The 26998-nt window shown below is 50.3% G+C and carries 26 protein-coding genes, 1 pseudogene and 1 riboswitch; of the genes and pseudogenes, 4 read left to right on the top strand and 23 right to left on the bottom strand.

Annotated elements, in window-relative coordinates; genetic code table 11:
• Positions 1 to 5: 5 nt before the first annotated feature.
• The 19 genes and pseudogenes from I8U19_RS09530 to miaB form a co-directional block, all read right to left on the bottom strand.
• Complete coding sequence (locus I8U19_RS09530) at positions 6 to 794, bottom strand: class I SAM-dependent methyltransferase (RefSeq protein WP_198055769.1); 789 nt, start codon at positions 792 to 794, stop codon at positions 6 to 8.
• A 127-nt stretch (positions 795 to 921) separates the two neighbouring features.
• The gene (gene glnA, locus I8U19_RS09525; RefSeq protein WP_033099696.1) at positions 922 to 2256 is read right to left on the bottom strand and encodes a type I glutamate--ammonia ligase; all 1335 of its coding nucleotides are present in this window, start codon (positions 2254 to 2256) and stop codon (positions 922 to 924) included.
• Between the two features lie 54 nt (positions 2257 to 2310).
• Positions 2311 to 2715, bottom strand: coding sequence for a MerR family transcriptional regulator (locus tag I8U19_RS09520; RefSeq protein ID WP_033099695.1), 405 nt, complete (start codon positions 2713 to 2715; stop codon positions 2311 to 2313).
• Positions 2716 to 2894: 179 nt separating this feature from the next.
• A complete protein-coding gene (locus I8U19_RS09515) occupies positions 2895 to 3377 on the bottom strand; it encodes a DUF456 domain-containing protein (RefSeq protein ID WP_370589770.1) in 483 nt (160 codons plus the stop codon).
• A gap of 21 nt (positions 3378 to 3398) precedes the next feature.
• The gene (locus tag I8U19_RS09510; protein WP_198055767.1) at positions 3399 to 4682 is read right to left on the bottom strand and encodes a methionine gamma-lyase family protein; all 1284 of its coding nucleotides are present in this window, start codon (positions 4680 to 4682) and stop codon (positions 3399 to 3401) included.
• A gap of 19 nt (positions 4683 to 4701) precedes the next feature.
• Positions 4702 to 5964 carry a GTPase HflX gene (gene hflX / locus I8U19_RS09505; RefSeq protein ID WP_198055766.1) on the bottom strand — a complete coding sequence of 421 codons (1263 nt, stop codon included), beginning with the start codon at positions 5962 to 5964 and terminating at the stop codon, positions 4702 to 4704.
• 24 nt (positions 5965 to 5988) lie between these two features.
• A complete protein-coding gene (spoVK, locus tag I8U19_RS09500) occupies positions 5989 to 6996 on the bottom strand; it encodes a stage V sporulation protein K (RefSeq protein ID WP_052153954.1) in 1008 nt (335 codons plus the stop codon).
• 131 nt (positions 6997 to 7127) lie between these two features.
• Complete coding sequence (gene hfq / locus I8U19_RS09495; RefSeq protein ID WP_033099693.1) at positions 7128 to 7370, bottom strand: RNA chaperone Hfq; 243 nt, start codon at positions 7368 to 7370, stop codon at positions 7128 to 7130.
• Positions 7371 to 7413: 43 nt separating this feature from the next.
• The gene (miaA, locus tag I8U19_RS09490) at positions 7414 to 8343 is read right to left on the bottom strand and encodes a tRNA (adenosine(37)-N6)-dimethylallyltransferase MiaA (protein ID WP_198055765.1); all 930 of its coding nucleotides are present in this window, start codon (positions 8341 to 8343) and stop codon (positions 7414 to 7416) included.
• Positions 8340 to 9071, bottom strand: coding sequence for a class I SAM-dependent methyltransferase (locus I8U19_RS09485; RefSeq protein ID WP_198055764.1), 732 nt, complete (start codon positions 9069 to 9071; stop codon positions 8340 to 8342). Before I8U19_RS09485 ends, miaA begins: the two co-directional genes overlap by 4 nt.
• Before the next feature lie 55 nt (positions 9072 to 9126).
• On the bottom strand, positions 9127 to 11052 hold the full coding sequence (mutL, locus tag I8U19_RS09480; RefSeq protein WP_033099690.1) for a DNA mismatch repair endonuclease MutL: 1926 nt from the start codon (positions 11050 to 11052) through the stop codon (positions 9127 to 9129).
• 25 nt (positions 11053 to 11077) lie between these two features.
• The gene (gene mutS, locus I8U19_RS09475) at positions 11078 to 13588 is read right to left on the bottom strand and encodes a DNA mismatch repair protein MutS (protein WP_232336347.1); all 2511 of its coding nucleotides are present in this window, start codon (positions 13586 to 13588) and stop codon (positions 11078 to 11080) included.
• Positions 13573 to 13755, bottom strand: coding sequence for a hypothetical protein (locus I8U19_RS09470; RefSeq protein ID WP_152568467.1), 183 nt, complete (start codon positions 13753 to 13755; stop codon positions 13573 to 13575). The genes mutS and I8U19_RS09470 overlap by 16 nt, the downstream gene beginning before the upstream one ends.
• Positions 13756 to 13823: 68 nt before the next feature.
• The gene (locus I8U19_RS09465) at positions 13824 to 13994 is read right to left on the bottom strand and encodes a hypothetical protein (RefSeq protein WP_160173797.1); all 171 of its coding nucleotides are present in this window, start codon (positions 13992 to 13994) and stop codon (positions 13824 to 13826) included.
• A gap of 421 nt (positions 13995 to 14415) precedes the next feature.
• Positions 14416 to 14517 (bottom strand): annotated as a pseudogene (locus I8U19_RS09460) (MutS N-terminal domain-containing protein); the annotation flags it as partial.
• 65 nt (positions 14518 to 14582) lie between these two features.
• Complete coding sequence (locus I8U19_RS09455) at positions 14583 to 15977, bottom strand: putative amidoligase domain-containing protein (protein ID WP_052153951.1); 1395 nt, start codon at positions 15975 to 15977, stop codon at positions 14583 to 14585.
• A gap of 245 nt (positions 15978 to 16222) precedes the next feature.
• The gene (cotE, locus tag I8U19_RS09450) at positions 16223 to 16801 is read right to left on the bottom strand and encodes an outer spore coat protein CotE (protein WP_033099688.1); all 579 of its coding nucleotides are present in this window, start codon (positions 16799 to 16801) and stop codon (positions 16223 to 16225) included.
• Positions 16802 to 16905: 104 nt separating this feature from the next.
• Positions 16906 to 17346 carry a YlbF/YmcA family competence regulator gene (locus I8U19_RS09445; protein ID WP_220184938.1) on the bottom strand — a complete coding sequence of 147 codons (441 nt, stop codon included), beginning with the start codon at positions 17344 to 17346 and terminating at the stop codon, positions 16906 to 16908.
• Complete coding sequence (gene miaB, locus I8U19_RS09440) at positions 17327 to 18808, bottom strand: tRNA (N6-isopentenyl adenosine(37)-C2)-methylthiotransferase MiaB (RefSeq protein ID WP_033099687.1); 1482 nt, start codon at positions 18806 to 18808, stop codon at positions 17327 to 17329. Before miaB ends, I8U19_RS09445 begins: the two co-directional genes overlap by 20 nt.
• A gap of 581 nt (positions 18809 to 19389) precedes the next feature.
• On the opposite strand from miaB, the gene I8U19_RS09435 reads away from it, so the two are divergent.
• From I8U19_RS09435 to I8U19_RS09420, 4 genes are all read left to right on the top strand, one after another.
• Entirely contained in the window at positions 19390 to 20070 is a 681-nt protein-coding gene (locus I8U19_RS09435; RefSeq protein ID WP_198055763.1) for an ABC transporter ATP-binding protein, read from the top strand.
• Positions 20067 to 20834, top strand: coding sequence for an ABC transporter permease (locus I8U19_RS09430; RefSeq protein WP_033099685.1), 768 nt, complete (start codon positions 20067 to 20069; stop codon positions 20832 to 20834). Before I8U19_RS09435 ends, I8U19_RS09430 begins: the two co-directional genes overlap by 4 nt.
• 167 nt (positions 20835 to 21001) lie before the next feature.
• Positions 21002 to 21628: a PadR family transcriptional regulator gene (locus I8U19_RS09425; protein ID WP_198055762.1), complete on the top strand. Its 627-nt coding sequence runs from the start codon at positions 21002 to 21004 to the stop codon at positions 21626 to 21628.
• 41 nt (positions 21629 to 21669) lie between these two features.
• Positions 21670 to 22353 (top strand): class I SAM-dependent methyltransferase, encoded by a 684-nt coding sequence (locus I8U19_RS09420; RefSeq protein WP_232336346.1) that lies wholly within the window; start codon positions 21670 to 21672, stop codon positions 22351 to 22353.
• 123 nt (positions 22354 to 22476) lie between these two features.
• Here the strand turns inward: I8U19_RS09420 and I8U19_RS09415 are convergent, their stop codons facing one another.
• The 4 genes from I8U19_RS09415 to I8U19_RS09400 all read right to left on the bottom strand — a co-directional run bounded on the left by I8U19_RS09415 (position 22477) and on the right by I8U19_RS09400 (position 26972).
• On the bottom strand, positions 22477 to 23061 hold the full coding sequence (locus I8U19_RS09415) for a xanthine phosphoribosyltransferase (protein ID WP_033099682.1): 585 nt from the start codon (positions 23059 to 23061) through the stop codon (positions 22477 to 22479).
• A gap of 246 nt (positions 23062 to 23307) precedes the next feature.
• Positions 23308 to 23409, bottom strand: a riboswitch (purine riboswitch).
• Between the two features lie 141 nt (positions 23410 to 23550).
• Positions 23551 to 24291 carry an MBL fold metallo-hydrolase gene (locus tag I8U19_RS09410; protein ID WP_033099681.1) on the bottom strand — a complete coding sequence of 247 codons (741 nt, stop codon included), beginning with the start codon at positions 24289 to 24291 and terminating at the stop codon, positions 23551 to 23553.
• 67 nt (positions 24292 to 24358) lie between these two features.
• A complete protein-coding gene (locus tag I8U19_RS09405) occupies positions 24359 to 25225 on the bottom strand; it encodes a 2-oxoacid:ferredoxin oxidoreductase subunit beta (protein ID WP_033099680.1) in 867 nt (288 codons plus the stop codon).
• A complete protein-coding gene (locus tag I8U19_RS09400) occupies positions 25212 to 26972 on the bottom strand; it encodes a 2-oxoacid:acceptor oxidoreductase subunit alpha (protein ID WP_198055761.1) in 1761 nt (586 codons plus the stop codon). Before I8U19_RS09400 ends, I8U19_RS09405 begins: the two co-directional genes overlap by 14 nt.
• Positions 26973 to 26998 lie beyond the last annotated feature (26 nt).

The raw sequence follows: 26998 nt of genomic DNA, 5'->3' as shown, positions 1-26998 counted from the left end.
CGGTGTTAAAGGTATTTTAAGACCGCCACCGAACAGACATGCGGAACGCTGATCGGTTCATCGGGATAACGGATCGCCAGCAATTCTTGCAACCTGTCTGAAATCTCCCGTTTTTGCGCTTCCGATAACAGCGTGTACCAAGAGAGAGTACGGATTCTCCCCAACCAGTATTCATGCGAAAAGGCGATGGAATATTCCCACTCCCAGCCCGCCGTCAGCCGGAGACCCGCTTTTTCCCATTCACTGAACCAACTGAGCGGAAACCCGAGAAGCCTTTCCTTCTCTTCTTTGCGGGATCCCGGTTTATCGACTGCATCTTTTGGCAAGAACGATTTTGCCATCACAAAAGTATCCCGGAGCAAGGGATTTTGCTTGGACAGATCAAAACGCGAATCCATCACGATGAAAAGTCCGCCTTCCTTTAATATGCGTTTCACCTCCTTGATCGCCTGCGGCCGGTTAAACCAATGCCATGCCCGCAATACTGTGACCATCTCATATTGAGCAGACGGAAGAGTGCTGTTTTCCGCGGTCGCGCAGATATAGCAGATCCGGCTTCCCTCCTCCCCCTTTCGCGCTTCAGCCAGCAGTTCAGGGGAAGGGTCAACACCGGTAACCTGCGCTCCTCTTTTCACCAGTTCCCGGCTGAGTACCCCGGTTCCGCATCCGAGATCCGCTATCTTTCTCCCCTCCCACCGCACGCCAAAACTTTCCAGCTGCTTAAATACTTCAACAGGAAAATCATTGCGCCATCTGGCATAATCCTTTGCCACTGAACCAAACTTGACCTCCATCATATCCCCCGAAAAAAATTTTTTATTAAGATTGTCCCCTTAATAATTATATATAATATTCTGATATATCCAACCAAAAATAAAGCAGAGATCGAATAATTTCGACCTCTGCCGTACACTTTTCCGTTTAGTACAGGGACATATACTGCTCGCGTTCCCACGGATGAACAGTGGTGCGGAACAGATCCCACTCGATTTCTTTCGCTTCCACAAAATGAGCCAAGGCGTGTTCGCCGAGCGCTTCAACCATAACCGGGTCGTTTTGCAATTCCACCAAGGCTTCTTGCAAGTTGGCCGGCAGATTGTCAATTCCTGCATCGCGGCGCTCTTGCTCATCCATCACATAGATGTTGCGATCCGTTTGTTGCGGTAACGGAAGTTGTTGCTTAATGCCGTCCAAACCTGCTTTGAGCAGAACCGCCAAAGTCAGGTACGGGTTGGCTGATGGGTCGGGAGAACGAACTTCGATCCGGGTGCTGAGTCCGCGGGAAGCCGGAACCCGAACCAGCGGACTGCGGTTTTTCGGCGACCAGGCAACATAACAGGGTGCTTCATAGCCCGGCACCAGACGTTTGTACGAGTTAATCAGCGGATTGGTGATGGCCGTAAAAGCACGGGCATGTTTCAAAACACCGGCAAGGAAATGACGTGCGGTTTTGCTTAAACCGAGCTCGTCAGATTCATCGTAGAAGGCGTTCACTTTCCCTTGGAAAAGGGACATATGGCAGTGCATCCCTGATCCGTTTACCCCAAAGAGCGGTTTCGGCATAAAGGTCGCATGCAAACCGTAACGACGGGCAACGTTTTTCACCACCAACTTAAAGATTTGGATATTGTCGGCAGTCGTTACCGCATTGGCATATTTGAAATCGATTTCGTGCTGACCCGGTGCCACTTCGTGGTGAGACGCTTCCACTTCAAATCCCATTTTGTCCAAAGTAAGCACGATATCGCGACGGCAGTTTTCCCCGAGATCCAGCGGTGCAAGGTCAAAGTAACCGCCTTTATCGTTCAATTCAAGGGAAGGTTCACCTTTTTCATCGGTTTTGAAGAGGAAGAACTCCGGTTCGGTGCCCACGTTAAACGCGGTGAAGCCCATTTCTTCCGCTTCTTTCAAGGCGCGTTTCAAAATTCCGCGGGGATCGCCCTCAAACGGTGTGCCGTCCGGATTGTAAATATCACAAATGAGTCCGGCAACTTTTCCGTGTTCATTTCCCCAGGGATAAATCACCCAAGTATCGAGATCGGGATACAGATACATATCCGATTCTTCAATGCGCACAAATCCTTCGATGGAAGATCCGTCAAACATCATTTTATTATCAAGCGCTTTTTCCAACTGGCTGCGGGGAATTTCCACGTTTTTGATTGTTCCCAGCAAATCGGTGAATGTCAAACGAATATACGAAACCTTTTCCTGATCGGCAATCCCAAGAATATCTTCTTTGGTGTATTTTGCCATTGTGTCGTTCTCCCTTCACAATTTATTTATGACACCGGAAGCAGGAGGGAAGCATTAATGGCGGAAAAAGCGCGACATCTCTCCATGTGTAAGAGGAATTTGCCCCGGGCGGTTCGGATGGATGATCTGCTGCTTCAACATCCGGCGCAGTTCCCGCTCGGTAAGTTCTTTTTTCACCCGCTCCACTTCTCTCTTCGCTTCCAGGACTTGCTGATTTTGTTTAAACATCTCTCTCACTCCGGCCAGATTAAGCCCCTTTTCCAGATAGGACTTAATCTGCAATAGCCGATCCACGTCATTAAATGAAAACAACCGCTGATTCCCTTTGGTTCGTTCCGGGCGAATCAATCCCTGCTGTTCGTAATAGCGAATCTGACGCGGGGAAAGTTCGGTCAGCTTTGTTACAATTCCAATGGGAAACAAAGGCATATTCCGCCTCAGCTCATCGCGTACACTCATCGACGGCCGCCTCCTTTCCTCAGGCTGCTTTCCATACTTTAATTGTATTCATGTCAGGTTTATTAGTCAAGCGATGTAATAAAAATTGACATGATTAAGTGCGCATATTGATGTGCTCATTTTGCCTCCTGCCGGACTTTTTTATAATAAAAAGAGCCCGGTTTCCCAGGCTCTTCATGTTATGAAATGCCGATGCGGACGAAAAACCAGATCAGCATCCCCGTCATCACCAAAAATTTGATAAACACTCCGCCGACAAAGCCGACAAAGGTGCCAAAGGCCACTTTAAAGGCTTCTCCCCAAGATTTTTTCAGGATGAACTCAAGCAAAAGCACCAGCACAAACGGTCCGACAATAATTCCGACCGGACCGATGATGAAGGGGAAAACGATGATCCCCACAATCGCAGCGATAACGGACCAGACGGAGCCCCCGTACTTTTTTACGGCGATACTGGAAGAAAGATAATCGACCAAAAACAGAAGAAGGGTAAGAATGATCACCGTGACCCAAAACGAAACTCCCAGTTGAGCCGCCGCGGGGATAAAGAAACTGTAGACGGCAAAGCCCGCCAACAGCAGCGGCGCATCCGGCAGGGCAGGAATAAACAAACCCGCAAAAGCGAGCAGGAACAATACAGCCACCACAATCCACAGAAGCACTTCCAACCCCGGTTCCTCCTTTTATCCACTTTGCTTGAGAACAGCCAATTTTCCAGTTTCCATCATAAATTCCAACGCCTGAACGATCGCGATTTTCACGTGCGAATAGGTTAATCCGCCTTGCATAAAGGCAATATAAGGCTCGCGCAAAGGGCCGTCCGCCGACAATTCAATGCTCGCCCCCTGTACAAAGGTTCCCGCCGCCATTATGACCGGATCTTCATACCCGGGCATCTGATCAGGCACCGGCTTGATATGGGCATCGATCGGCGAGGAAGATTGAATCCCCTGGCAAAAGGCTATGAGCAACTCAGGACTGCCCAGAGAAATCTGCTGAATGATATCGGCTCTGGTTTCATCCCATGCCGGGGTCGTCCGAAACCCCAATTCCTGCAACAAGGCCGACGTAAACACCGCTCCTTTTAATGCTTCGCCGACAACATGAGGAGCGAGAAACAATCCTTGATAATAATCGCGCAAGTATCCATAAGTGGCGCCCCCTTCCACGCCGATTCCGGGAGCAACCAGACGGGAGGCGGCTTTGGCAACCAAATTCGCCCTGCCGGCAATGTATCCCCCCGATTTGGCCAGGCCACCGCCCGGATTTTTGATCAGGGAACCGGCGATCAGATCGGCACCCATATGAGGAGGTTCTTGTCCCTCCACGAATTCGCCGTAACAATTATCGACAAAGATAACGAGATCAGGCCGGATGGAGCGGATTTTCCTCACCATCTCTCCGATTTGCCCGACGGTAAACGACGGGCGATCGGCATATCCCCGCGACCGCTGAATCCCGATCATTTTGGTCTTGTCCGTCAACGCGGCAGCAAATGCTTCCCAGTCGATATTTCCGGCAGGGGTGAGCGGAATTTCTTTATAAGCAATACCATAATCGGCCAATGAACCCGAGCCGTCTCTATCTGAACCGATCACTTGCTGCAACGTGTCATACGGGCGCCCCGTCAGGTAGATCAGTTCATCCCCCGGACGCAGGATTCCATAAAGGCACGCGGAAATGGCATGGGTGCCCGAGATGATGTTCGGGCGCACCAAAGCTTGCTCCGCCCCCATCAATTCAGCAAATGCCTTTTCAAAAACCTCCCTTCCCATATCGTCATATCCATAGCCGGTCGAAGAGTGCAGGTGGAACTCGCTTACCCCGAGTTTCCGAAACACCTGAAGCACTTTCCATTGCATCTCATCGACGTGATGCGAGATTTTGGCGATCATTGGAGCGATCTTTTCTTCCACTTGCAAAACGTTTCGTTCAATCCATTCACCATGTTTTAACTCATTAAACACCAATCCATCATTCCCACATTTAAAATTCCTCGCTTAAACGGGCAAATTGAAGCAAGGCGGGCGGCAGTTTCCCGAGTTGTTTGCGCGAGAGGCGAAACTCGAACCGGATCTTTGTATCCATTGCCTTGCTTGAACATACCTCTGCCGCCTCATACAGGGCAGCAATCAAATCTCCGCGGTGGATCGGGATTTCCGCCGTACCGGTCACCGTCTCCGCACTCAACATTGCCGCGATTTTCTCTTTGAGCCGCATCAAATCATCGTCGCAAAAAGCCGAGATCGAAATCGCCTCTTTGCCCAGGAGATTGACGTTCAGCTCCGGGTGGAGATCGGCTTTATTGAGGACGATCAGAGTCGGGAGATGGGCTGCATCCAGTTCCTCCAACACTTTCTCCACCGCCTTCATCTGTTCCTCCGCCTCTTTATGCGGTGCATCGACGACATGTAACAACAAATCGGCCTCTTTCACCTGTTCCAGCGTTGAGCGAAACGCCGCCACCAGATGATGGGGCAATTGGCGGATAAATCCGACGGTATCCGTGAGAATCACCTGTTCCCCGCCTGGCAACTTCAAACTGCGGGAAAGGGGGTCAAGTGTCGCAAACAGTTTGTTCTCCGCCAAACTGTCCGCTCCGGTCAGACGGTTGAGCAAAGTGGATTTCCCGGCATTTGTGTAACCGACCAAAGCGATTTGGGTCACCCCGGTCTTTTTACGGCGCTGCCCCAGCAAACGGCGATGTTTTTTTATCTCTTCAAGCTGAGCGGTGAGAGCGCGGATTTGGCGACGGATGTGACGCCGGTCCGTTTCCAGTTTCTTTTCACCGGGACCGCGCGTGCCGATGCCTCCCCCCAGACGGGAAAGCTCTTTCCCTCTCCCCTGAAGGCGCGGCAACAGATAATTAAGCTGCGCCAATTCCACCTGAATCCGCCCCTCCCTGGTTTGGGCCCGACCGGCAAATATATCCAAAATCAGCTGGGTCCGGTCAATCACTTTGCAGGGAAACAGCAGTTCCAGATTGCGAATTTGCGCAGGGGAAAGCTCCTGATCAAAAATGACCAGATCCGCTTCCGCCTGCTCCGCCCATTCGGCGATCTCCTGTGCTTTGCCGTGTCCGATCAGCCATGCGGGGTCGGGGCGGTCACGAAACTGGATCACCTTTCCGGCAACCTCCGCTCCCGATGTCTCGGCAAGGCGGGCCAATTCTTCCAAAGTGGAAGTGATTTCCGCCTCGTTTCGTTTGGATCCCGTTCCCACCAAAATCGCTTTTTCTCGTTCAAGCATCGAAATCGTTACGTCATCCCTTTCTCAAAGAAAAACCTGGTTTTTGGCCCTTTCATTATACCATGAATAAACAGGCGGGTTTTTTTCCGCTTCCCGAAATTGGAAATCTTCCCCTCTCAGCATCATCAAATCATCCTTGCTGGCATAGCGCAGGTTTAACAGGCGAACAGCCTGATTGCGAATCGCCTGCTCCACCAGATTGCGAACATGCCTCGCATTGCCAAACTGCTCATCCCTTCGCTCCATTTGCTCCTTAAGATGCTGGCGCAATTTCTCCTGCGCCGTTAACGACAACCGGTACTGGCGCTCCTGCACCATCTGTTCGGCAATTTCCATCAATTCATCCAAATGGAAATCGGGAAATTGCAGATGGATGGGAAAGCGGGACGGAAGACCCGGATTTAAGCGCAAGAATTGCTCCATTTCTTCGGAATAGCCGGCCAGAATGAGAATAAAGTCATTTTTATAGTCTTCCATTGATTTGACCATCGTATCAATCGCTTCTTTGCCGAAATCCTTTTCGCCGCCTCTGGCCAGTGAGTAGGCCTCATCAATAAACAAGATGCCCCCCAGCGCTTTTTTCACGTGTTCCCTCGTTTTTTGCGCCGTATGGCCGATATACTCCCCGACCAGATCCGCGCGCTCCACTTCAACAAGATGGCCTTTGGACAAAACCCCCATCTCTTTGAACAGACGGCTTAAAATACGCGCCACAGTGGTCTTTCCCGTTCCGGGATTTCCGGAAAAGATCATGTGCAGCACCTGTTGTTCTGCGGCCAAGCCTGCCGCGCGCCTTCTTTTGCCAATCTCCAGCCACGCGTAAATCTCTTTGACAAACTCTTTGATCTTGGACAATCCGACCAAATGCTTCAACTGTTCCATACAGTCGCGCAAAGGGCCGTGCTCTTCATGAACAAATGCCTCTTCCTTCAAAGCGGCGGGGCAGGCGGAAATTTGCATCTCCTGCCTGGGGTGGTCAAAAACAACATGAATTTGGCTTTTATTTATCCCTTTAAGAACTCTCCGATTCATGGAGTTCACCTCTTGATCCGGGTTCGCTAAACCATGTATACGCGCCCGCCCAGATTTTGGTGAACAAAAGAAAACCAAGCAAGCTTAAAAGGAAAGCCTGCCTGGCTTCATCACAGTAAACAGGAAAGCTCTTATACCTCTTTTTGCTCTTCAGCCGGCATCAAAGAAACAGGCCTTGCAGGAGTAAAGGTGGAAATGGCATGTTTATACACCATTTGTTGTTTACCATCACTGTCGATCACGATGGTAAAATTGTCAAAACCACGAATTACTCCCCGAAGTTGGAAACCGTTGACCAAATAAATGGTCACCGGGACAGATTCTTTGCGAATCTGATTCAAAAATGTATCTTGAATATTGATCGATTGTTTCAAAATCCGAACCTCCTATGTATTTTGCATTTAACATTATTGTACTCTATTCTCTGGGCAAATGAAACTTTCCTGCAACAAGCTGCTGAATTTCTCTCAAACATTGCGGTTCTGTCACATCAAACCAATGAATCTCCTTGAGGCGGCGAAACCAGGATAATTGCCGTTTCGCATATTTTCTGGTTCCTTTTTTTATAGAATCGACTGCTTCGGCCAGCGTGATGTCCCCGTTTAAATAGCTGATGATTTCTTTATACCCGATCGCCTGCATCGAGGTCAAACCCAAATGGTAACCCCGCTCTTTCAACCGTTTGACCTCTTCGACCAAGCCCGCTTCGATCATTTGGTCCACCCGCCGGTTAATCCGCTCATAGAGAAGCTCCCGCGGCATCGTCAGCCCGATCCAGAGCGCATCGAACGGGGAAGTTCCTTTCCCTTTCAATGATGAGAAAGGTTTTCCGGTCACTTCATAAACTTCCAGCGCGCGGATGATGCGGCGGAGATCATTGGGATGCAATTTGGCGGCTGCATCCGGGTCCACTTCACCGAGGCGACTGTGCAGGTATTCATTGCCTTTTGATTCGGCCAAATTGCGCAGCTCCTCGCGAAGATCCGGGTTTTCCGGCACATGCGGCAGTTCGTAATCATGCGTCACCGCTTCAATGTACAATCCCGTTCCTCCCACCAGCATCGGCAAATGCCCGCGCGCATGGATCTCGGCAATTTTTTGCCGGGCGAGTTTCTGAAATTCCTGAACGGAAAAAGGAACATCAGGGTCGATTAAATCGATCATGTGGTGCGGCGCTGCCCTTTGCTCCTCCGGGGAGGCCTTGGCAGTACCAATATCCATCCCCTTGTATACCTGCATGGAATCTCCGGAAATAATCTCCCCGTCAAACATTTTTGCCAGGGTCAGGCTGAGATCCGTCTTGCCGACAGCCGTCGGTCCCACGATAACAAGCAATTCCTGCTTCACTGCTTCTCCCCTTTCCGGATCACACCCCAGGCAAACTGGGATGATTCTTTCGCAACGACAAAGCCGAGCCGCTCAAATTCCCCGCTTTTGACCCGTTCTTTCAGCAAAACCGCTTTTTTCGCCACCCTGACGGCTTCAGCGACCGATTCCTGATCAAGCGGAGCCGGATTGGCCAGCGGTTTTAATTGCTGCATGGCTGCGGAGGCCTTAACCGTCTCCCGAAACATGGGATCGAACATGACAATATCAAATGATTCATCTGCACACTGCTTTAAATAGGTCCGATAATCGGATTGAATCACTTCAACCCTCCGCATGGCCCGGTCCAGCTCCTTGCGCTGTGTCTGATAACTGTGCAGGCCGTGTTTGACGATGGCCGCGATCACCGGCTCGCTTTCCAGGGCCACAACCCTGCCGGAAGGGCCGACCGCAAAGGAAGCGACGATGGAATCCGCTCCCATGCCCAGGGTGCAATCCAATACGCGATCCCCTTCGCGCATCCCGGCAACGGAGACCATCGCATCCGTATCCCCGCCGATGAGCTGTTTGATGCGCAGGGCGGACATATTGGGGTGAAAGAAAAACTGATTCCCCTCTTTGTCCTCATAGCGCCACTCTTTCTTGGTCACAATCACCGCCCGCTCCAGTCCTGTTTGCTGAAACAGATCAGGCAGGGAAGCGCGTTCCCGGCTGATATACCGGACACCGAGGGAAGCGGCCAATTCCATCGCTTCTTTTTGCTGGCGATTCCCCGGATGAAATGAGGTTGTGACAAATAAAATGCTACATCACCCTTTTAAACATTTTTTCCAGTTCATAGGTAGAAAAATGAATGAGGATCGGCCGGCCGTGCGGACAGGTAAACGGGTTCTCACAGTCGTTCAACCGCCGGAGCAGCTCTTCCATTTCATCCTGGCGCAAATGGCGGTTGGCTTTGATCGCCGCTTTGCACGACATCATTTTCGCAGCTCCGTCCCGCAGCATCGCGGTATTCACTTCGCCATGTTCTTTCAGCCATTCGATGATTTCATGCACCAATTCCACCGGCTGACCGCTTGGAAACCAGGTTGGGTAAGCCCGCACGACAAAAGTGGTGCCACCGAACGGTTCAATCTCCAATCCCCACCTGCGCAAATAGTCAAGCCGGCTTTCCAGCACTTCCGCTTCTGCCGGGGAACATTCGATCGTGAGCGGAACCAGCAGGGGATATTGTTTATGATTCTCTTCTCCCAGTTTTTTTGAGTAGATTTCATAATAAATCCGCTCATGGGCCGCGTGCTGGTCCAGCAAATAAAATCCGTCTTCCGCCTGAGCCACAATATAGGTTCCGTGAATCTGCGCCAGAGGCAACAGGTGCGGGAGACGGGGTTCAGCCGGTTGCTCTCCGGGTTCTGTTTCCGCCGCATTGTCTGGCAAGCCGGTTCCCTTTTCCTCGGGTGCGGGCTCCGGTTCCTGTTTCTCCGCTTTCCGCGTTTCTTCTGCCTGTGTCAAGGAAGAAAGGGCCGACCGATAACGAGGCGAATTCTCATCTTTTGTCTGCTTGGGTTCCGGTTCCCAACCGGCCTGCTTAGGCGCCGTTTCCTTCACACGATCCGGTTCGGTTCTGCTCGCGGGAAGCGGGTACGCCTTTTTGGCCTCGCTCGCAGCCAAGTCCCAGCGGAGTGATTCTTGGATCGGCTTTTTCTCTTTGCTTCGCGGTGCCTCGGCCTGAGGAACAAACCGCTCACGTCCGAAGGCCTGTCTGATGGCCTCTTCAATCAGCTGGCAACATTCTTTTTCCTTGCTCAGTCGCACTTCCAGCTTGGAAGGATGAACGTTGACATCGACCAGTTTCGGGTCCATTTCAATATGCAAGGCACCGATGGGGTAGCGCCCGGATGGGAGCAACGTGCCGTATGCCCGTAACACCGCCTGGGTGATGGGGATGGAACGGACAAAACGGCCGTTGAGGATGATCGAGAGATAAGAACGGGTCGAACGGGTCACCTCCGGTTTGCTCATATATCCCTTGAGGCGGAAGTCCAAATTTTCACCGCTGACCTGGACAAACCGGCTGGCCACTTGTTTACCGTAAAGCGCATAGAGCGCGTGCAACAATTTTCCATCACCTGAAGTGCGAAACAACTCGCGGCCGTTATGTGTGAGGGAAAACGCGATCGAAGGATGGGAAATCGCCAGTCTGCCCACGACATCCGCCACATGGCTAACCTCAGTGTTGACGGTTTTTAAGTACTTCAAACGAGCCGGGGTATTATAGAACAAATCTTTCACTACGACATCCGTTCCACGGGATCGCGAAGTATCTTCCACATCAAGCACTTCACCGCCGGCAATCGTCACCCGGGTTGCCAGTTCGGAGGGGTCATGGGCTGTCGTCAAAGTCACCCTGGCCACAGAGGCGATGCTCGGCAACGCTTCACCGCGAAACCCGAGCGTCTGGATGGAGAAAAGGTCACGCTCTCGCTTGATCTTGCTCGTGGCATGCCGCGAAAAAGCCGTAACGGCATCTTCCCTGTCCATCCCGCTGCCGTTATCCGAAACCTGAATGAGCGAAATGCCGCCCTCTTCAATCTGCACGGCGATTTTGGTCGCTTCGGCGTCGATTGCGTTCTCAACCAGCTCTTTCACCACGGAAGCCGGGCGTTCGACCACCTCACCGGCTGCGATCTGGTTGGCGAGGTGGTCGTCCATCACTTTAATTTTTCCCATGCTGCTCTCCCCTCCCCTTCATTTTCTATCGGTTCAATTTTTGTTTCAGCTCATGGAGAAATTGCATGCATTCAAACGGGGTTTTATTCATCAAATCCCATTCTTTAACGGCCTGAACAATTTCCGCACCGATCCCGTCCGCCTCTTTGACAGCCGGCGCCTGAACCGGATCGCTCTTTTGCACCCCTTGGTAATCAAACAAGCTCAACTGGCCGGACAAATCCTCAGCCGTCGTTTCTTTGGCCGTCGCCTCACTCTCCATCCGCCCCTCCAGCTCATGAAGCAGCTGCTTCGCCCGCTTGATCACAGGTGCCGGAAGGCCGGCCAATTCCGCTACATGGATGCCATAACTGCGATCGGCTCCCCCGGGAATGATCCGGTGCAAAAAAACGACCTTTCCGTTCTTTTCAATACACTGAGCGTGAACATTGACCAAACGCTGCAATGTTTCCTCCAGACCGGTCAATTCATGGTAGTGCGTCGAAAAAAGCGTTTTTGCTCCAATTTGGTCGTGAATATACTCCACGATCGCATGCGCGAGCGCCATTCCGTCGTAAGTGGAGGTTCCGCGTCCCACTTCATCCAGCAATATCAAACTGCGCGGTGTCGCTTCTTTCAGCGCGTGACACGTTTCGGCCATCTCGACCATAAAGGTACTGCGCCCGCCAATGAGATCGTCCGCCGCCCCGATCCGCGTGAAAATGCGGTCAACGATGGCGATCTCCGCCTCGTCGGCCGGAACGAAACTGCCGATCTGCGCCATGATCGTAATCAGCGCCACTTGCCGCATATAGGTGCTTTTGCCTGCCATGTTGGGGCCGGTGATCAGTAAAATCTGGCGATCCCTGGCATCCAGATCGGCATCGTTGGCGACAAATTCCCCGCCGGGGGTGACCGCCTCCACAACCGGATGGCGCCCCGCCCTGATCTTCAACCCGTCTTCCGCATGTACGCGCGGGCGGGTATATTGATATTTTTTGGCCACCAGAGCAAAAGCCTGCAACACATCCAATTCCGCGACAGATTCGGCCAGCCGCTGCAGACGGGCTGCTTGTTCCGCCACTTTGGCACGCACTTCCGCAAAGATCTCATACTCCATCTCCACCGATTTTTCTGACGCGTTTAAAATCATCTGCTCCCGCTCTTTTAATTCCGGAGTGATAAACCGTTCGGCGTTGGCCAGCGTTTGCTTCCGCTGGTAACGGTCTTCCGGCACCAGATGCAGGTTGCTTTTGGTCACTTCGATATAATAACCGAACACGCGGTTATATCCAATCTTCAACGATTTGATTCCTGTTTTTTCCTTTTCCCGCTGCTCCAGTCCGGCGATCCAGCTCTTTCCATCCTTTTGGATTGCCCGCAATTCGTCCAATTTTTCATGAAAGCCCTCACGGATCATTCCTCCCTCTTTGACCGATACCGGGGGCTCATCGACAATCGCAGAGGCAATCCATTCCCGCACATCCACACATTCGTCAAGACCTTCCCCCATTTCAACCAATTCACGAGAACCGGAATTGATTAAACGCTCGCGCAGCTGCGGGATCACGGACAGCGACCGCTTGACATTGACCAGTTCACGAGCATTGGTGGACCCGTAAGCAATCCTGGCCGCCAACCGTTCCAGATCATAAACCTGCTTCAGCAAATCGCGAACCTCGTCCAACAAAATAAAATCGGACAAAAAGGATTCGACCGTATTTTGTCGCCGCTTAATTTCACTTAAGCTCAACAGCGGCTTGTCCAGCCACCTTCTCAGCAGGCGGCTTCCCATGGCCGTTGCCGTCTGGTCAAGAAGCCACAGCAGGGAACCCTTCTTTTTTCCGTCGGCAAGTGTCACCGTCAGCTCCAAGTTGCGCCTTGCCGACTCATCAAGCATCATATACTGTTTCGCATCATAGCGGCGCAAACGCTGAACATGCCCCAATGTCCGTTTTTGCGTTTGTTGCAGATACGCAAACAACAGGCGGACAACGCGTTCCAGTCCCGGAGTTTTGCATATGTCCGCAGCATCGGGAAATTGCCGGGGCATCTCTTTCATCACTTCCGCCTCTTCCTGCGGCGTCAGGGTGAAAGACGTGATCAGGCATTTCAACCGCGTTTCCAGCTTTTCGCGAAGAGCCGTGTTTTGTGCCAGTTTTTCCTCAAGGACAATCTCTCTCGGACGATAGCTCGATGCTTCATCCAGCACAAACTCCAAACCATCGGTCATCTCGGTAACATGCCATTCCCCCGTGGACAGATCAACCGCGGCAAGGGCCATTTCCCCCTCAGAGCCTGACAGGGTGAGCAGGAAATTATTTTCTCTCTCATCCAGCATATTCTCTTCGATAATCGTGCCCGGGGTGATCACCCGGACCACTTCCCGCTTCACGACGCCTTTGGCCGTGGCAGGATTTTCGATCTGCTCGCAAATCGCAACTTTGTACCCTTTATCGATTAAACGTTCCACATACGTATGAGCGGAATGATAAGGCACTCCACACATGGGAATTCGTTCGTTGCCGCCATCGCGGCTTGTCAGCGTGATCTCCAATTCTTCCGCCGCTTTTTCGGCATCTTCAAAGTAGGGTAGGAACCGAGCGCCTGACCGCCTCGCGGCGATTGGTTTCTCCGCCCCTCCCTCCGAACCGTACGTACACCTCTCGGCGTATACGGCTCTCCACCTGCCGGAGCCGGTTTAGCCTCCATCTCCTGCGGCAACTGCTCATCCTGCCTGTTTTTGCTGAATATGTAATGTAAAAGTGCGATGACCTTCACGGCTAAACCGGTTAACGCAAGACGCCGGATTTTCCCGGAGCCTCCCGCTCCTTCCTTCGCCCTGCGTTAAACGCAGCAGGCTGTCTCCCTTCGCCATGTACCAGGCTTTCCCTGGCGCGGACTACTACGGAGACTCCGTCACCATAGCGGATATTCAGACACCTCATGTGCCATAGCTGCAAACAAGCCTTCCGCCTTAGGTGATCCCCATTTAGATTCTGAGGAACAGGCGCGCTGTGATGTCGGATGGGACGTTCGCCCTTTTGTCTCCGACGGAGATGCTTGGTCAAGGGACGCCCCGCCCGGCAATGTCTTTCTGCCGTGCGGCTTGACCATGTGACGTTCCGGTTGCCTTCCGTCACAGGCTATGATCGGCCAGCTCGGGCTATCCTTCAAGCAGTCCAGCCTTCATCCTCATTCACAGCATTTCGTCTTGCCGTTCAGTCGTGCTGTGGCAACCCAGCAACTTACGGCTTTACCAGCATGCTACACTCCCCGTCGGGTTTCCCCTTCGGATCAGCTGGTTGACGATTGGCATCCGTGCGTCCGACCGCCAACTGCCTTGCCAGGGGCAGATTTCACTCAGAACCCTTATGGGCGCACAAACATTTCATAAAAATCGCCTAAACGAAAAAATAAAAAGGCATCAGGATATTGTGCCTTAATCGATAAGTATTGCTGAATCATCGGCGTATATTTTGCCAACGTTCTCTGCCTCCGTTTTTCTGTTTTTCATTACACCATTGTAACACGAATGACCATTCAACACATTATGTTTGCTCCGTTTTTTTCTTGCCGTATGGCGGCAAACGCCAAAATTTGCGAAAATCCTGCGATTCATCCCAAGTGATCCCGGAGGCGAGATAATGGTAAAAATCATCCAAATAGGCCTGGTACACTTTATAATCCGGGCATTGTTTCAGATCTTGCCACAAGATGGGGAGCCAGTCGGCAATCGCCTGTTTCCGCCCTTTGTAATAGGCTTCCTGCATCGATACATCGGCCAGCGGATTATACCGAAGCTGTTTATAATTGGCGGCGATCAGCTTCGCTGTCACAAACACGCCTTTGGTCAGTGTAGGGGAGACAAGCCAGCTCGGCGGCGTCCGATACTCGAATCCGCCGTAGTCCTGATAGCGAAAATCCCCCAGAAAACCGTACTTGGGACGCCGTCTCTTCCCTTTTTCATCCTCTGCGATCACGAGCAACATTGCCAAATAGTTATCCAGTGCCCGGAGCAATTTAAAATCCGGCTGTATGCCGCTGAAATGGATATGCCCTCCCAGCGGAAATCCCTCATACGGCATGGCACCTGCCAGCCACTTGGCCGGAACTTTTCCCATTTTTTTATTGGCAAAAATGAGTGACTGATAAATGCGCACAACGAGCTGTCGCGGATTTGGCGTCGGGTCGGGTCTGAGTTCGACAAGCGGTTTGTGCGAGCGATTTTGACCCAACCAGATCGCGTCACATCCCACCTTGCCGCGAACGGGAAAATAATTTGAAGCAATCAGCAATTTTCCTTGCGGTGATTCCATGACAAATTCAGGGTCTGCCCCCAAAACAATCTCCTCCAACGGTGTCCGGGAGCGTGCACACCCTTTCATGTATTGGGTGATCGCCTGCACATATGCCGTTTCCATTTCCTTATTTAAACGCGGGGACGGGTTCACTTGCTGAATCACCATTTTCCTTCCCGTGCCAATCCCCAGTTTGACAACGCCATAGTCCAATCCGAGTGCATAAACGGCGCGGATGGCCAATTCCTGCGCTTTGCGCGTTTCCCTCGTCCGTTCCGACAGGGGAACGCGCCGGTAAGTCACCCGTCTTTGTTTTTTGGCAGCCGGAAGAAAGGCGGAATTGTTTACTGAACGATAGATCAGCAAAACCCTTGTTTGGAAAACGGCCAAAATATACTCTCTCAATATGGTTGCATTCACTGCCACAGGCAGGCCATGCATCAGCAATATCCGATTTCGCTCCACCAAATTCCGGCACTTCGTCACCTGTTTCTCATCGTTCAATACAAGCATGTATTCCGATAGCCTGCTTGCTTCCGGCAGTTCTAAGCGGATGGTCGATGCCAAATTCTGCTTTTCCACAATGAAATCGCGAATCCCTTTTCCATGATCTACTGCCAGATAAGGAAGGGTAATGGTGCCCATAACCTTTCCCCTTTCTTCCCATCTCTCTTGCTCACTTCAAGGGCATGATGCTGATATAGTATGTGGAACGGGGAAAAATGGTTAGCAAAAGACAAAAGTCTAATCGGGCGGAGCATTGAAGCATATGATAGATGGTGACACAAAAAAAGGATCAGGAGCAACCACCCGACCCTCTGCAAACATAAGCTGCAGATTGATGCAAAACCAGCAGCCGGCAATCAATTTTTCATCTTTTACACTCAATCCTAGTCCTCCAAATCGTCGATGACCAGATCAGGATCCAAATCGTCAAAAGAGGACTCATCCATTTCACTGTACCCGCTCGCCACTTCTTTATCATCCAGCTCCGCATATTCCAACGGGTAGACGGGTACACAAATTTTGGTTTCTCCGATCATTTCGACGGCAAACTCCTTTTCGATTCGCACATCGACTCCATCATGATGTGAGGCGATCGACGCTTCCACGCAGTTTGGAGCCTGCGTCACAGCGGCACTAACTGAAACTGAGGCATCCCGGGTGTTTTGGTCATAATAGCTCAGCGGAACCTGCTCTGTATAAAAAACGGTTTCTTTGACAACATCGGTTTTGGTGTTTCCTTTTGTCGAATACCAGATATTAATATCATAGCTACCGCGAACTTCAACCGCTTCCCCGACTTTGCTGCATTCATATTGATGGTTGATCACCCACGCGCCCAGAATCGTGTGCAATTTTTCCGGCGGAGTAATGGTATGTGTCACTTGCGAAAATTTTCTTCCTTTTCCACATACCGCTTTGGTCACTATCTGACGGTACTCCACGGCTCTATCTGTATAGGACAATATGCTTCCCTCCTCCAAACATGTTCATTAACAAGTGTATGCAGGGCCATCGTCTAGAGTGCAAAAAAACCCCACGGAAAAAAACCGTGGGGACGTCCTTTTTTTTACGAGCAGTTGCAGGGGCCGCCGCTTCCGCAGCCGCTCCTTACCGGTCCGCCCGTTTCCACCTCTATTTTTTTGGAAATAGTATCCGCCAGCACTTGCTGAATGGTTTGCAGCAGGTCATTCACTTCGACCTGGCGCTGCCTGAACTCACAAACGATCGGCATCTCGTCCAGATATTGATTAAGCTGATCCAACTCTTTCTCCAGAAGCTTTGCATATTCCATTTTTTTATAATGTTTAGCGTGAACCCATTCTTTTTGCTTGCGCTTGATGGCGGCAATGCTGTTCTGCACAGACTCGCTTTTTTCGACTTGCTCTTCCGCCAGCCGAAAGCGGATCACTTCCTCGCTTCTGCTGAGCAACTCGGCAAATTTCCGCGCCTCGACCAGGATGGGATGGTTTTCGGGAATGGCATTCACCTCATCCACCCACTTTCGCAAGCGGTTTTTCTTCCACCCACACACCTTTTAGCGTCCATGTTTGCGGCTCGTCAATCCGCACATACGCAAATTTTCCGATCAGATGTTTAGGCCCGACAAAGTTAACCAATTTATTGGTTCGGGTTCGGCCGGACAGGACATTCGGATTTTTTTTGCTTTCCCCTTCGACGAGCACTTCGACCACTTGCCCGCGCAGTTCCTCATTTTTGCGCCGGCTGATCTCGTTTTGCAATTGATTGAGGCGGGCCAGCCGCTCTTTTTTCACTTCCATCGGCACGTCATCTTTCATCTTCGCGGCAGGCGTTCCTTCACGGGGCGAGTATATAAAGGTGAAAGCAGAATCGAATTCGACTTCTTTGACGAGAGATAAGGTTTCTTCAAACTGCTCATCTGTTTCCCCGGGGAAGCCGACGATAATATCCGTGGTCAGCACCACATCCGGAATTGCTTTCTTGATTTTGGAAACCAATTCCAGATAGCGTTCGCGCGTGTATTTACGTGCCATCAACTTAAGCACTTCCGAACTTCCCGACTGAACCGGCAAGTGGATGTGTTCCACCAGATTTCCGCGTTTGGCCAACACTTCAATCAAATGGTCATCAAAATCGCGCGGATGACTCGTAGTAAAGCGAACCCGTGGAATGCCGATCTTGCGCACATCGTCCATCAAATCGGCAAACGTATACTCCCGGTCGGTAAAATCTTTCCCGTAAGCATTCACGTTCTGCCCGAGCAGGGTGACTTCCTGATAACCTTTGCGCGCCAATTCGCGAATCTCGTCCAGCACATCTTCGGGCCGGCGGCTCCGCTCTTTCCCCCGGGTATACGGAACAATGCAGTACGTGCAGAATTTGTCGCATCCGTACATGATATTCACCCAAGCGCGCAAGCCATCTTCCCGCACTTTGGGCATGCTTTCAACAATATCGCCCTCTTTGGACCATACTTCCACCACCATTTCCTTGCTGAAAAGGGCGTTTTGCAGAAGTACCGGAAGGCGGTGAATATTGTGCGTTCCAAAAATCAGGTCAACGTGTTGGTAACTTTTTAAAATGCGTCCGACAACCACTTCTTCCTGGGACATGCATCCGCATACCCCGAGAATGAGATCGGGGTTCTCCAGCTTCAACTGTTTCAGGCGTCCCAACTCACCAAAAACCTTGTCCTCCGCATTTTCCCGGATCGCACAGGTATTAAGCAGGATGATGTCGGCATCCTCCTCGCGCTCAGTCCGGGAATACCCCATTCTCTCAAGAATCCCGGCAATCGTCTCACTATCGTGAACGTTCATCTGACAGCCGTACGTTTCGATCAAATAGTTTTTCCCCTTGCCGACCTCACGCATATTCTCGGGGATTTCCTCAAACTGAATCACTTGCACTTCTTCTTTTCCGCGTTTCTTTGCCGCTTTTAAGTCCGGAGCAACAAAGTATTGGCTGTAGTCCTTTACTTGTTTGCTCATGTTTATTCACCCTTTCTGGTGAGAGTATCCTTTCCATATATGAAAAAACAGTCGATTCACCGTGAAAATGAGATGGAGCAGGCATATTGAAAACGGTTGGGAGTTTTGAGTCACAGACTTCAGCCCCCCATTCCAAAAAATCCTCCATTCAAAACCATCATTTGGTGAAATCACATACTCGGCTTGTATTCAACAAGATGGAAATTACAGCTTTTAACTAAGTTATTATACATGATGTTTACCAATGGTTCAATGATCAGGGTTTCCAGCGGCGACAACAACTAACGAAAGGGACGTAAAACCCCGGATAAAGTCGAATAAGAAAACAGAAGAGGAAAAAACAAGCGAGCGTCACTTCATCCCAGAAAATCTGTTCCCTTTTCCTCTTCTTTTTTTATAATCATCCATTGCAACCGGGAGCCTGGGAGCATCCCCTCGCTCCCGATTGCTTTATTCTCACAGATTATGTTTGCCAAGAGTCCAAACCCTTATGGCAAATCGGATCCACTATTGATACACTGTGAATTAGGATCGGGACAGTTTTCATTGATAAACCATCCCATTTTGCAGGAGTGATCCATTTGCCCAAGAGTCAACCGCTGATCGAACTTCGCGAAGTCACCAAATCATACGACTCCCCGGAAGGAAGAACCACCCCTCTCAAAGAAGTAAGTGCAGTCATTCCGCCAGAATCGGTTATTGCCTTAATGGGACCTTCGGGCACCGGCAAAAGCACCCTGTTCCGTCTACTAAACCGCTTGGAGGACCCGGATCACGGTTCGATTACATATAAAGGAAAACCGCTTTCAGAATGGGACCCGATTTTACTGCGGAGAGAAGTCCACCATGTTTTTCAATCAGCTGTTTTATTTCCCAAAACCGTGGCCGATAACTTAAACTACCCCCTTAAATTACAAGGAAAATCGATGTCCGAAGAAGAAATGGCGCGATTGCTGGAGCGGGTTGGTCTGTCAAAATCGTATCTCACCCGTTCGATTGAAAAACTTTCCGGCGGAGAAAAACAACGCGTCCATTTGGCCCGTTCTCTCTCCTTAAATCCGCATGTACTGTTACTGGATGAACCAACAGCTTCGCTTGACCCTGAGAGCACGGAACGGATTGAACAGGAGATGCGGTGCTATCGGGAAAAAGGGCATACGGTGCTATGGATTACTCACCAACCGGAACAAGCCCGGCGCATCGCAGATCAAGTCTGGCATTTGGAAAGCGGGCATTTGCGACAGGAGGAAATGAAGCGATGACCTGGACAGCTACGGTCACCACCCTGGGATTTATATTGATTTCCATGTTTGTTTCCCTCTGGCTTCGTTTGAAACTGGAACGGGATCTGATCATCGGAACCATTCGGGCCACGATTCAGTTAATCAGCATCGGCTATGTCCTTCATTTTATTTTCACCAGTAACCATTGGTATTGGATCGGGCTGGTTTTATTGGTGATGATCACCGTCGCCTCCCAAAACGCGGCTGCTCGGGGAAAAGGAATTCCCTGGATTTTTTGCCGCATTTTTTTGACCATTTTCATCGTCGCCGGTTTTACCCTGCTCATGATGCTCTTTTTACACCTGATTCAAGCCAAACCGCAAGTTCTTATTCCCATCAGTGGAATGATCGTGGGTAATAGCATGGTTGTCTCCTCTCTCGTCCTGAATCAGATGAGACAACAGGCGGAACAGATGCGTGAGGATATTTTAGTTGCCTTATCGTTGGGAGCGACCAGCCGTCAGGCAAGCATGCGGCTGACCAGGGAAGCGATCCGCTCCGGGACGATTCCCATTGTCGATTCACTTAAAACAGTCGGACTGGTGCAACTGCCCGGAATGATGACCGGGTTGATCATTGCCGGCACGAATCCGATTGAAGCTGTGCGTTACCAGCTATTGATCATGTTTTCTTTTACTGCTTCGGCGACACTGACCAGTATTCTGATGGGCTTATTTGTTTATCCTACGCTTTTCAATCGGGCACATCAATTTATCGGTTGGAGAGGAAAAACCGACAAGTAATGCCTCCTTTCCAACTTTTATGAAAAACGCGATTCTTTTCTTTTTTAAAGGGAGAATCGCGTTTTTCGTTTTTGAGGACTCTTTTCAGCCGATCATGAAAAGGAATTGGCCCAAAAAGAAGATCCGCCTCTTTACTTAGACATATTATTAATAGTAATATTATTACTATGAAACAGACAATCAAAAAATCCCCGATCGCCCTCGCAATCCTTTCGCTTCTCATCGAGGAACCGATGCACCCTTATCGCATGCAACAACTTTTAAAAGAAAGGGGGAAACACGAGGTCATCAACATTCGTCACCGAACGGGCATTTATCAGACGATTGACCGTTTGCTTCGTGACGGCGCCATTGCCGTTCGGGAAAAAAAACAGCATGAAGGGAAACCGGAACTGACCGTTTACGAAGTGACGGATAAAGGAAGAACAGCGGCATTGACTTGGCTGAGGGAAATACTGTCCACACCGAAACCGGAATTTCCGGAATTTCCCGCCGCCGTCTCTTTTATGATGCTTCTTCCGCCAGATGAGGTGGTACGGGAACTAAAAAAAAGAGAAAGGGCACTTGAATGCCGTTTGAACGCAACCCAAAACCAGTTGCAAACCGTGACATCTGAAGGGCTCCCCCGCTTGTTCCTGCTCGAGACCGAATATCAACACGCGATGTATGCAGCAGAATTGGCATGGGTCCGCTCCGTGATCCATGACATCGACACAGGAAAAATCCATTGGGATCAGAAGTGGCTGCGTGAGATTGCGAATAAGTTTTCCCCCTTGGACAACCGTCACAGCTGACGGGTTCCAGGGGAAGCAAAGGAAACAAGGAGGAACCGGATATGTCCGATAAAGCGCCAAAAGGTTACAAGGGGATTGGCATGGAAGGATTTATTGCTTCGTGGTATGCAAAAAACACCCAAAAAAATATGGAGCAATACAAAAGAGATGCGAAGAAGGTTGCCGCCATTGTTCCGGAAGGCGGATCCGTTTTGGAAGTTGCCCCGGGACCGGGATACTTGTCAATCGAACTGGCAAAACTGGGCAACTACCGAATCACCGGCTTGGACATAAGTAAAAAATTCGTGGAGATTGCACAGGCCAAAGCGAAAGAAGTGGGTGTAACCATCGATTTTCAGCATGGCAATGCCGCCCGGATGCCATTTGATGACGGAACGTTTGACTTTATCATCTGCCGGGCTGCCTTTAAAAACTTTGCCCAGCCGGTCAATGCCATTAATGAGATGAACCGGGTTTTAAAACCTGGCGGAAAAGCGGTGATTATGGATTTGCGCGGCGATGTTTCCACAGAAGTAATGGAAAGGCACGTCGAGGAGGATCTGGGTCTTACCGGATTGAACGCATTGCTGACAAAATGGGCCTTTAAATGGATGTTGATCAAACGCGCATATACAAAAAAACAGTTTACGGAGTTGGTCGCAAAAAGCCGCTTTCAAACATGCAGAATTCAGGAAGATTCAATCGGACTGGAAGTATGGATGGAAAAAGGGCAAGAAGGCCGGTGATCCCCAAAAACCCCGGCTTCAGCCATGGGAATGAGAACGAATATCAGGCGAGGAGGGGGTGTTTTTCCCCTTCCCGCGCCATTCATTCGGCTGGCACAAAGCCATCATCAAGGGTCTTTTATCCTATACTTTTTCTTTTTTCACGAAGGAGATGGCCCCATCCTGAAGCGAAGCGATCCTGGCCAGCGATTCCACGCGAAAACCACTTTGCCGAAGCCTTGTTCCTCCATCTTGAAATGCCTTCTCAATCACAATTCCAATACCGACTACATGAGCCCCCGCCTGTTGAACCACATCAATCAATCCCTCTGCTGCTTGTCCGTTCGCCAGAAAATCGTCGATGATTAAGACGTGATCATCCGCATTTAAAAACGGTTTTCCGACGGCAATCAGAGTGGTTTCCCGCTTGGTAAAAGAGAAAACTTCCGCCTTGTAATACTGATCGGCCATGGTCAGGGATTTCTTTTTCCGGGCAAAGACGAGCGGAACCCCGAGTTGCAGTGCCGCCATCGTTGCCGGCGCAATTCCCGACGATTCAATCGTCAGAACCTTGGTAATGGCTTCATCTTTGAAACGACGGGCAAACTCTTCACCGATTTCCCGCATCAGAAACGGGTCAACCTGATGATTCAAAAAGGAATCCACTTTTAAGATCTCATCTGACAGCACTTGACCTTCCAACAGAATTTTATTTTCCAAACTTTGCATTTCGCACCCTCCCAAACAGGTGATAGTAAAAAGCACCCCGGCAGCCTGCCCACGCGGAGTGAGCGGGTTACCCGGGTGCAAACGAACACCGGCAAAGAGATCTATACGGGTCTCAGCTGATTAACGGATGTCCGTCGAGTTCAGATGCTTTTCCCTGCTCCCGGTTCCTTCGTCACAAAGGTCGTTGCAGAAAACACCCATCCCCTCCAATTGAATTTTGTCAACAGCCTCAGACCTTTCCAGGTCTCTTCATTTTTGCTCACTCATAGTCGGGCTGTTTACGGCAGCTCGGTAGAGACTCGCGGGCCTTATTCCCGCCATTATATGAGTGCATTCGTTTTTTATTTTTGATCAGGTGATGTTTTGCCTGATGATCCACATTCCTGACAATGAACAAGCCCAATTATCCATGTGTACCAGTTTAACACAAAGAACCCGGACTGGCGAGAGTTATTCTTTCCCCTTTCCGTGCGCAAACCCAATTGCGGCTCAGGCAAGGTGAATGATCAATCCCGGTTTTGCCGGATGACAAAGGCCTGGATATACCGATGCTGCTTCCCTGACCACCTCGCTCAGCTCAGCAAGGGGAGACAGATGAGTAATAAGGAGCTGTTTCGCTTGGATCTGTTTGGCTGCCATTGCCGTTTCCTTTACAGATAAATGGCTGACAGGGTTTTGAGGGCGTTCCGCTTCCAAAAATGAGCCTTCACAAACAAACAGGTCCGGCTTTGCCGCCATGCTGATCCAATCCGTTTTTGGACCTGAATCCGCCCCATACAGAATCGTTTGCCCGCCGGAGTCGATTCTCATCGCATAACAAGGGACAGGGTGATCCGTAGCAAAAAATTGAATCTTTACATCTCCCAACTTCAGCATGTCCCCTTCTTTTACCGCCTGCCTTTGAATATAACGCCCATAGCTCAATTGTCGAAACCATGAATCTGGCTGAGCAGGGGACCAGACCGGTAACGGGCGGTTCCTCATGCCTTGATTCATGGCAATCATGATCGCATACTGCAAAACAAAAAAGTCGGAAATATGATCATGATGCAAGTGGGAAAGAATGACGGCATCCACTTCATAGAGCGGAAGAAACTTGGCCAATTGCGATAACACTCCACTGCCGCAATCGATCAGAATCTTTTTCCCGCCAGCCTCCAGCAGATATCCCGGAGTCGCCCCGCCCGGTGCAGGAAAAGGGGATTGGCATCCCAATACCGTCCATTTCATCTTCACACCCCCCCGGTAAATAAAGAAACAGCCACTTTCATTTGGCGAAGTGGCTGTTTGTCCATTATTATGCGAATTCGGCAACCAATTTATCAAACTGTTCGCGGGAAATCATGATGTCTTGTTTGGCCAGCGGCTCTTCTTTAAAGCCTTTGATTTTGCTTTCATATGATTGCTGCTCTTTGTTTTGGTAGATAACCCCCGTTACCAGACCATGATTTTCCATCAGCGTTTGCATGGCCAGCTGGCGATCGGACGGATCATAGTTTTCAACTTGATCCAGGTTGACCAGATTCTCTTTGAACCAATCATACGTGTTGATTTTGTTGTAGGTGACGCAAGGACTGTAAACGTTGATCAAAGAAAAACCTTTATGCTTGATTCCTTCTTCGATCACGCGGGTCAATTGTTTCAAATCGCTGGAAACCGATTGGGCGACAAAGCCGGCCCCCACGGTCAAAGCCATTTCCATGGGGTGAATGGCCGATTCGATTGAACCGTACGGCGTGCTTTTCGTTTTGAAGCCAACTTCGCTTCGCGGCGAGGTTTGGCCTTTGGTCAACCCGTAAACCTGGTTATCCATCACGATATAGGTAATATCGACATTACGGCGGATGGCGTGAATGGTATGGGCCATACCAATGGCAAAGCCGTCTCCGTCCCCGCCGGCAGCGATCACCGTCAAGTCACGATTGGCCAGTTTCAACCCCTGAGCAATCGGCAATGCGCGTCCGTGTACACCGTGAAAACCATAAGCATTTACATAACCGGAAATCCGTCCGGAACAACCGATCCCTGAGACAATGGCCACATCATGCGGTTCCAACCCTACATTGGCAAAAGCGCGCTGCATGGCGGCCAACACGGAGAAATCTCCACAACCTGGGCACCAATTGGGTTTAACTTTATTGCGGAAGTCTTTAAATGTGGCCATGAACCAACAGCTCCTTACATTGTTTGTAAATTTCGGAAGGCAAGAACGGATTGCCGTCATACTTACCGAAATGAACCAGTTTTTCTGCCATTCCGATATTCATTTTGATGAGATTGGTTAATTGCCCCGTAGCATTGTTTTCTACAACAAGTACTTTCTTCGCTTTTTTCATTTGCTCAAGCATAATGTCGCTCGGGAATGGCAACAATTGACGAATATGGGCGTGATTTACTTTCAGGCCTTCAGCCTCAAGACGCTCTTTAGCCTCATGAATCGTGCCGCGGGTAGAGCAGAAACCAACAATGAGAAGATCCGCATCCTCATGGGCAGCGTCCAGGTAGACCGGTGTATCGAAATCAATGCCGTTTTTCAGTTTGGACAAGCGTTTCTCCATCATTTTTTTACGATTAACCGGATTTTCGGATGGACGGCCTGTCTGGTCATGTTCAACCCCGGTCACATGGTGCAACCCGTTTTTCTTGCCCGGGAGCACACGGCGGGAAATACCGTCTTCCGTAAACTCATAGCGCGGGAACAGCTCGGAATTTTCGAGTTCCGGCAACTCTTCATCCCAGCCCACCAGTTTTCCGCGGCGAATTTGAATCCGGTCGTAATCCAGCGGCTCAACCGTTTGTTTACCCAGCGCAAGAGCCAAATCGGTCAAAACGATTACCGGACATTGATACTCTTCGGCAAGATTGAATGCCTGGATTGTGTCGTAAAAACATTCTTCGGCCGTACTTGGAGCAATCACGATTTTCGGTATTTCACCATGGGTGCTGTACAGCATTGCCAGCAAGTCACTCTGCTCTTGTTTGGTCGGCAGACCCGTACTCGGACCCCCGCGCTGCGTATTGATGATCACCGCCGGAGTTTCGGTCATACCGGCCAAACCGATCGCTTCCGTCATGAGGGAAAGCCCCGGACCGGCAGAAGCGGTCAATGCGCGGACGCCGCCATAGTTCGCCCCGATCGTCATGGTGATGGCAGCGATTTCATCTTCGGTTTGTACAACGGTGCCACCGAATTCGGGCAGCTTTTTGATAAGATATTCCATGATTTCAGAAGATGGCGTAATCGGATAAGCTGCCATCAAGCGTGCACCAGCTGCAATGGCTCCCAAAGCGACGGCATCGTTTCCGATCATGTACAACCGTTTTTTGCCATCGGAGGATTCCAGACGGAATTGGGTAAAGCTGTTCCCAACCTCGCTTCTTACATATTCAGCCCCTCTTGTGATCGCTTCCATATTTCGGTCCACAACTTTTTGCCCTTTGCGCGCAAATCTCTCTTCAATGACTTCTTTAAACGAGTCCGCATCAATGCCCAAAAGTGCAGTCGAAGCTCCGACAGCCACCATGTTTTTCATTTGGGCCATACCGATTTCTTCAGCGATTTTCGTAAATGGAACAACGAGAAGGCGAGCGTTTACTCCTTCCGGAACGGTTGGATTAAACTTGGCATCGGCCAAGATGACTCCGTCTTGAATTAACTCGTGAGCATTCAAGTCAATCGTTTCCTGGTCAAATGCAACAAGAATATCCAGCTCGTCGGAAATGGAGCGGATTGGGTTTATGCTGATCCGAATCTTGGTGTTGGAATGACCACCCTTAATCCGTGAGGAAAAATGTCTGTACCCGTACAGATAATACCCTTTTCGATTGAGTGCCGAAGACAGGATTTCGCCGGCACTGTCAATACCTTCCCCTTGCTGTCCGCCCACTTTCCACGAAAGCTGCTTAACCAATGAACTCATCTCCTTTAATACAGCCA

The organism is Thermoactinomyces sp. CICC 10523, assembly GCF_016055105.1.
Taxonomy (GTDB): domain Bacteria; phylum Bacillota; class Bacilli; order Thermoactinomycetales; family Thermoactinomycetaceae; genus Thermoactinomyces_A; species Thermoactinomyces_A daqus.
This window is presented reverse-complemented; position numbering and strand designations above follow the sequence as displayed.

Coding starts and splice junctions, on each gene's coding strand:
- I8U19_RS09530 (WP_198055769.1), bottom strand. CDS start 794: ATGGAGGTCAAGTTTGGTTCAGTGGCAAAGGATTATGCCAGATGGCGC.
- glnA (WP_033099696.1), bottom strand. CDS start 2,256: ATGGCAAAATACACCAAAGAAGATATTCTTGGGATTGCCGATCAGGAA.
- I8U19_RS09520 (WP_033099695.1), bottom strand. CDS start 2,715: ATGAGTGTACGCGATGAGCTGAGGCGGAATATGCCTTTGTTTCCCATT.
- hflX (WP_198055766.1), bottom strand. CDS start 5,964: ATGCTTGAACGAGAAAAAGCGATTTTGGTGGGAACGGGATCCAAACGA.
- spoVK (WP_052153954.1), bottom strand. CDS start 6,996: ATGAATCGGAGAGTTCTTAAAGGGATAAATAAAAGCCAAATTCATGTT.
- I8U19_RS09485 (WP_198055764.1), bottom strand. CDS start 9,071: ATGGAATTGGCCGCTTCCCTCGGTGTCCGGTATATCAGCCGGGAACGC.
- mutL (WP_033099690.1), bottom strand. CDS start 11,052: ATGGGAAAAATTAAAGTGATGGACGACCACCTCGCCAACCAGATCGCA.
- I8U19_RS09455 (WP_052153951.1), bottom strand. CDS start 15,977: ATGGGCACCATTACCCTTCCTTATCTGGCAGTAGATCATGGAAAAGGG.
- miaB (WP_033099687.1), bottom strand. CDS start 18,808: ATGAGCAAACAAGTAAAGGACTACAGCCAATACTTTGTTGCTCCGGAC.
- I8U19_RS09430 (WP_033099685.1), top strand. CDS start 20,067: ATGACCTGGACAGCTACGGTCACCACCCTGGGATTTATATTGATTTCC.
- I8U19_RS09425 (WP_198055762.1), top strand. CDS start 21,002: ATGAAACAGACAATCAAAAAATCCCCGATCGCCCTCGCAATCCTTTCG.
- I8U19_RS09420 (WP_232336346.1), top strand. CDS start 21,670: ATGTCCGATAAAGCGCCAAAAGGTTACAAGGGGATTGGCATGGAAGGA.
- I8U19_RS09415 (WP_033099682.1), bottom strand. CDS start 23,061: ATGCAAAGTTTGGAAAATAAAATTCTGTTGGAAGGTCAAGTGCTGTCA.
- I8U19_RS09410 (WP_033099681.1), bottom strand. CDS start 24,291: ATGAAATGGACGGTATTGGGATGCCAATCCCCTTTTCCTGCACCGGGC.
- I8U19_RS09405 (WP_033099680.1), bottom strand. CDS start 25,225: ATGGCCACATTTAAAGACTTCCGCAATAAAGTTAAACCCAATTGGTGC.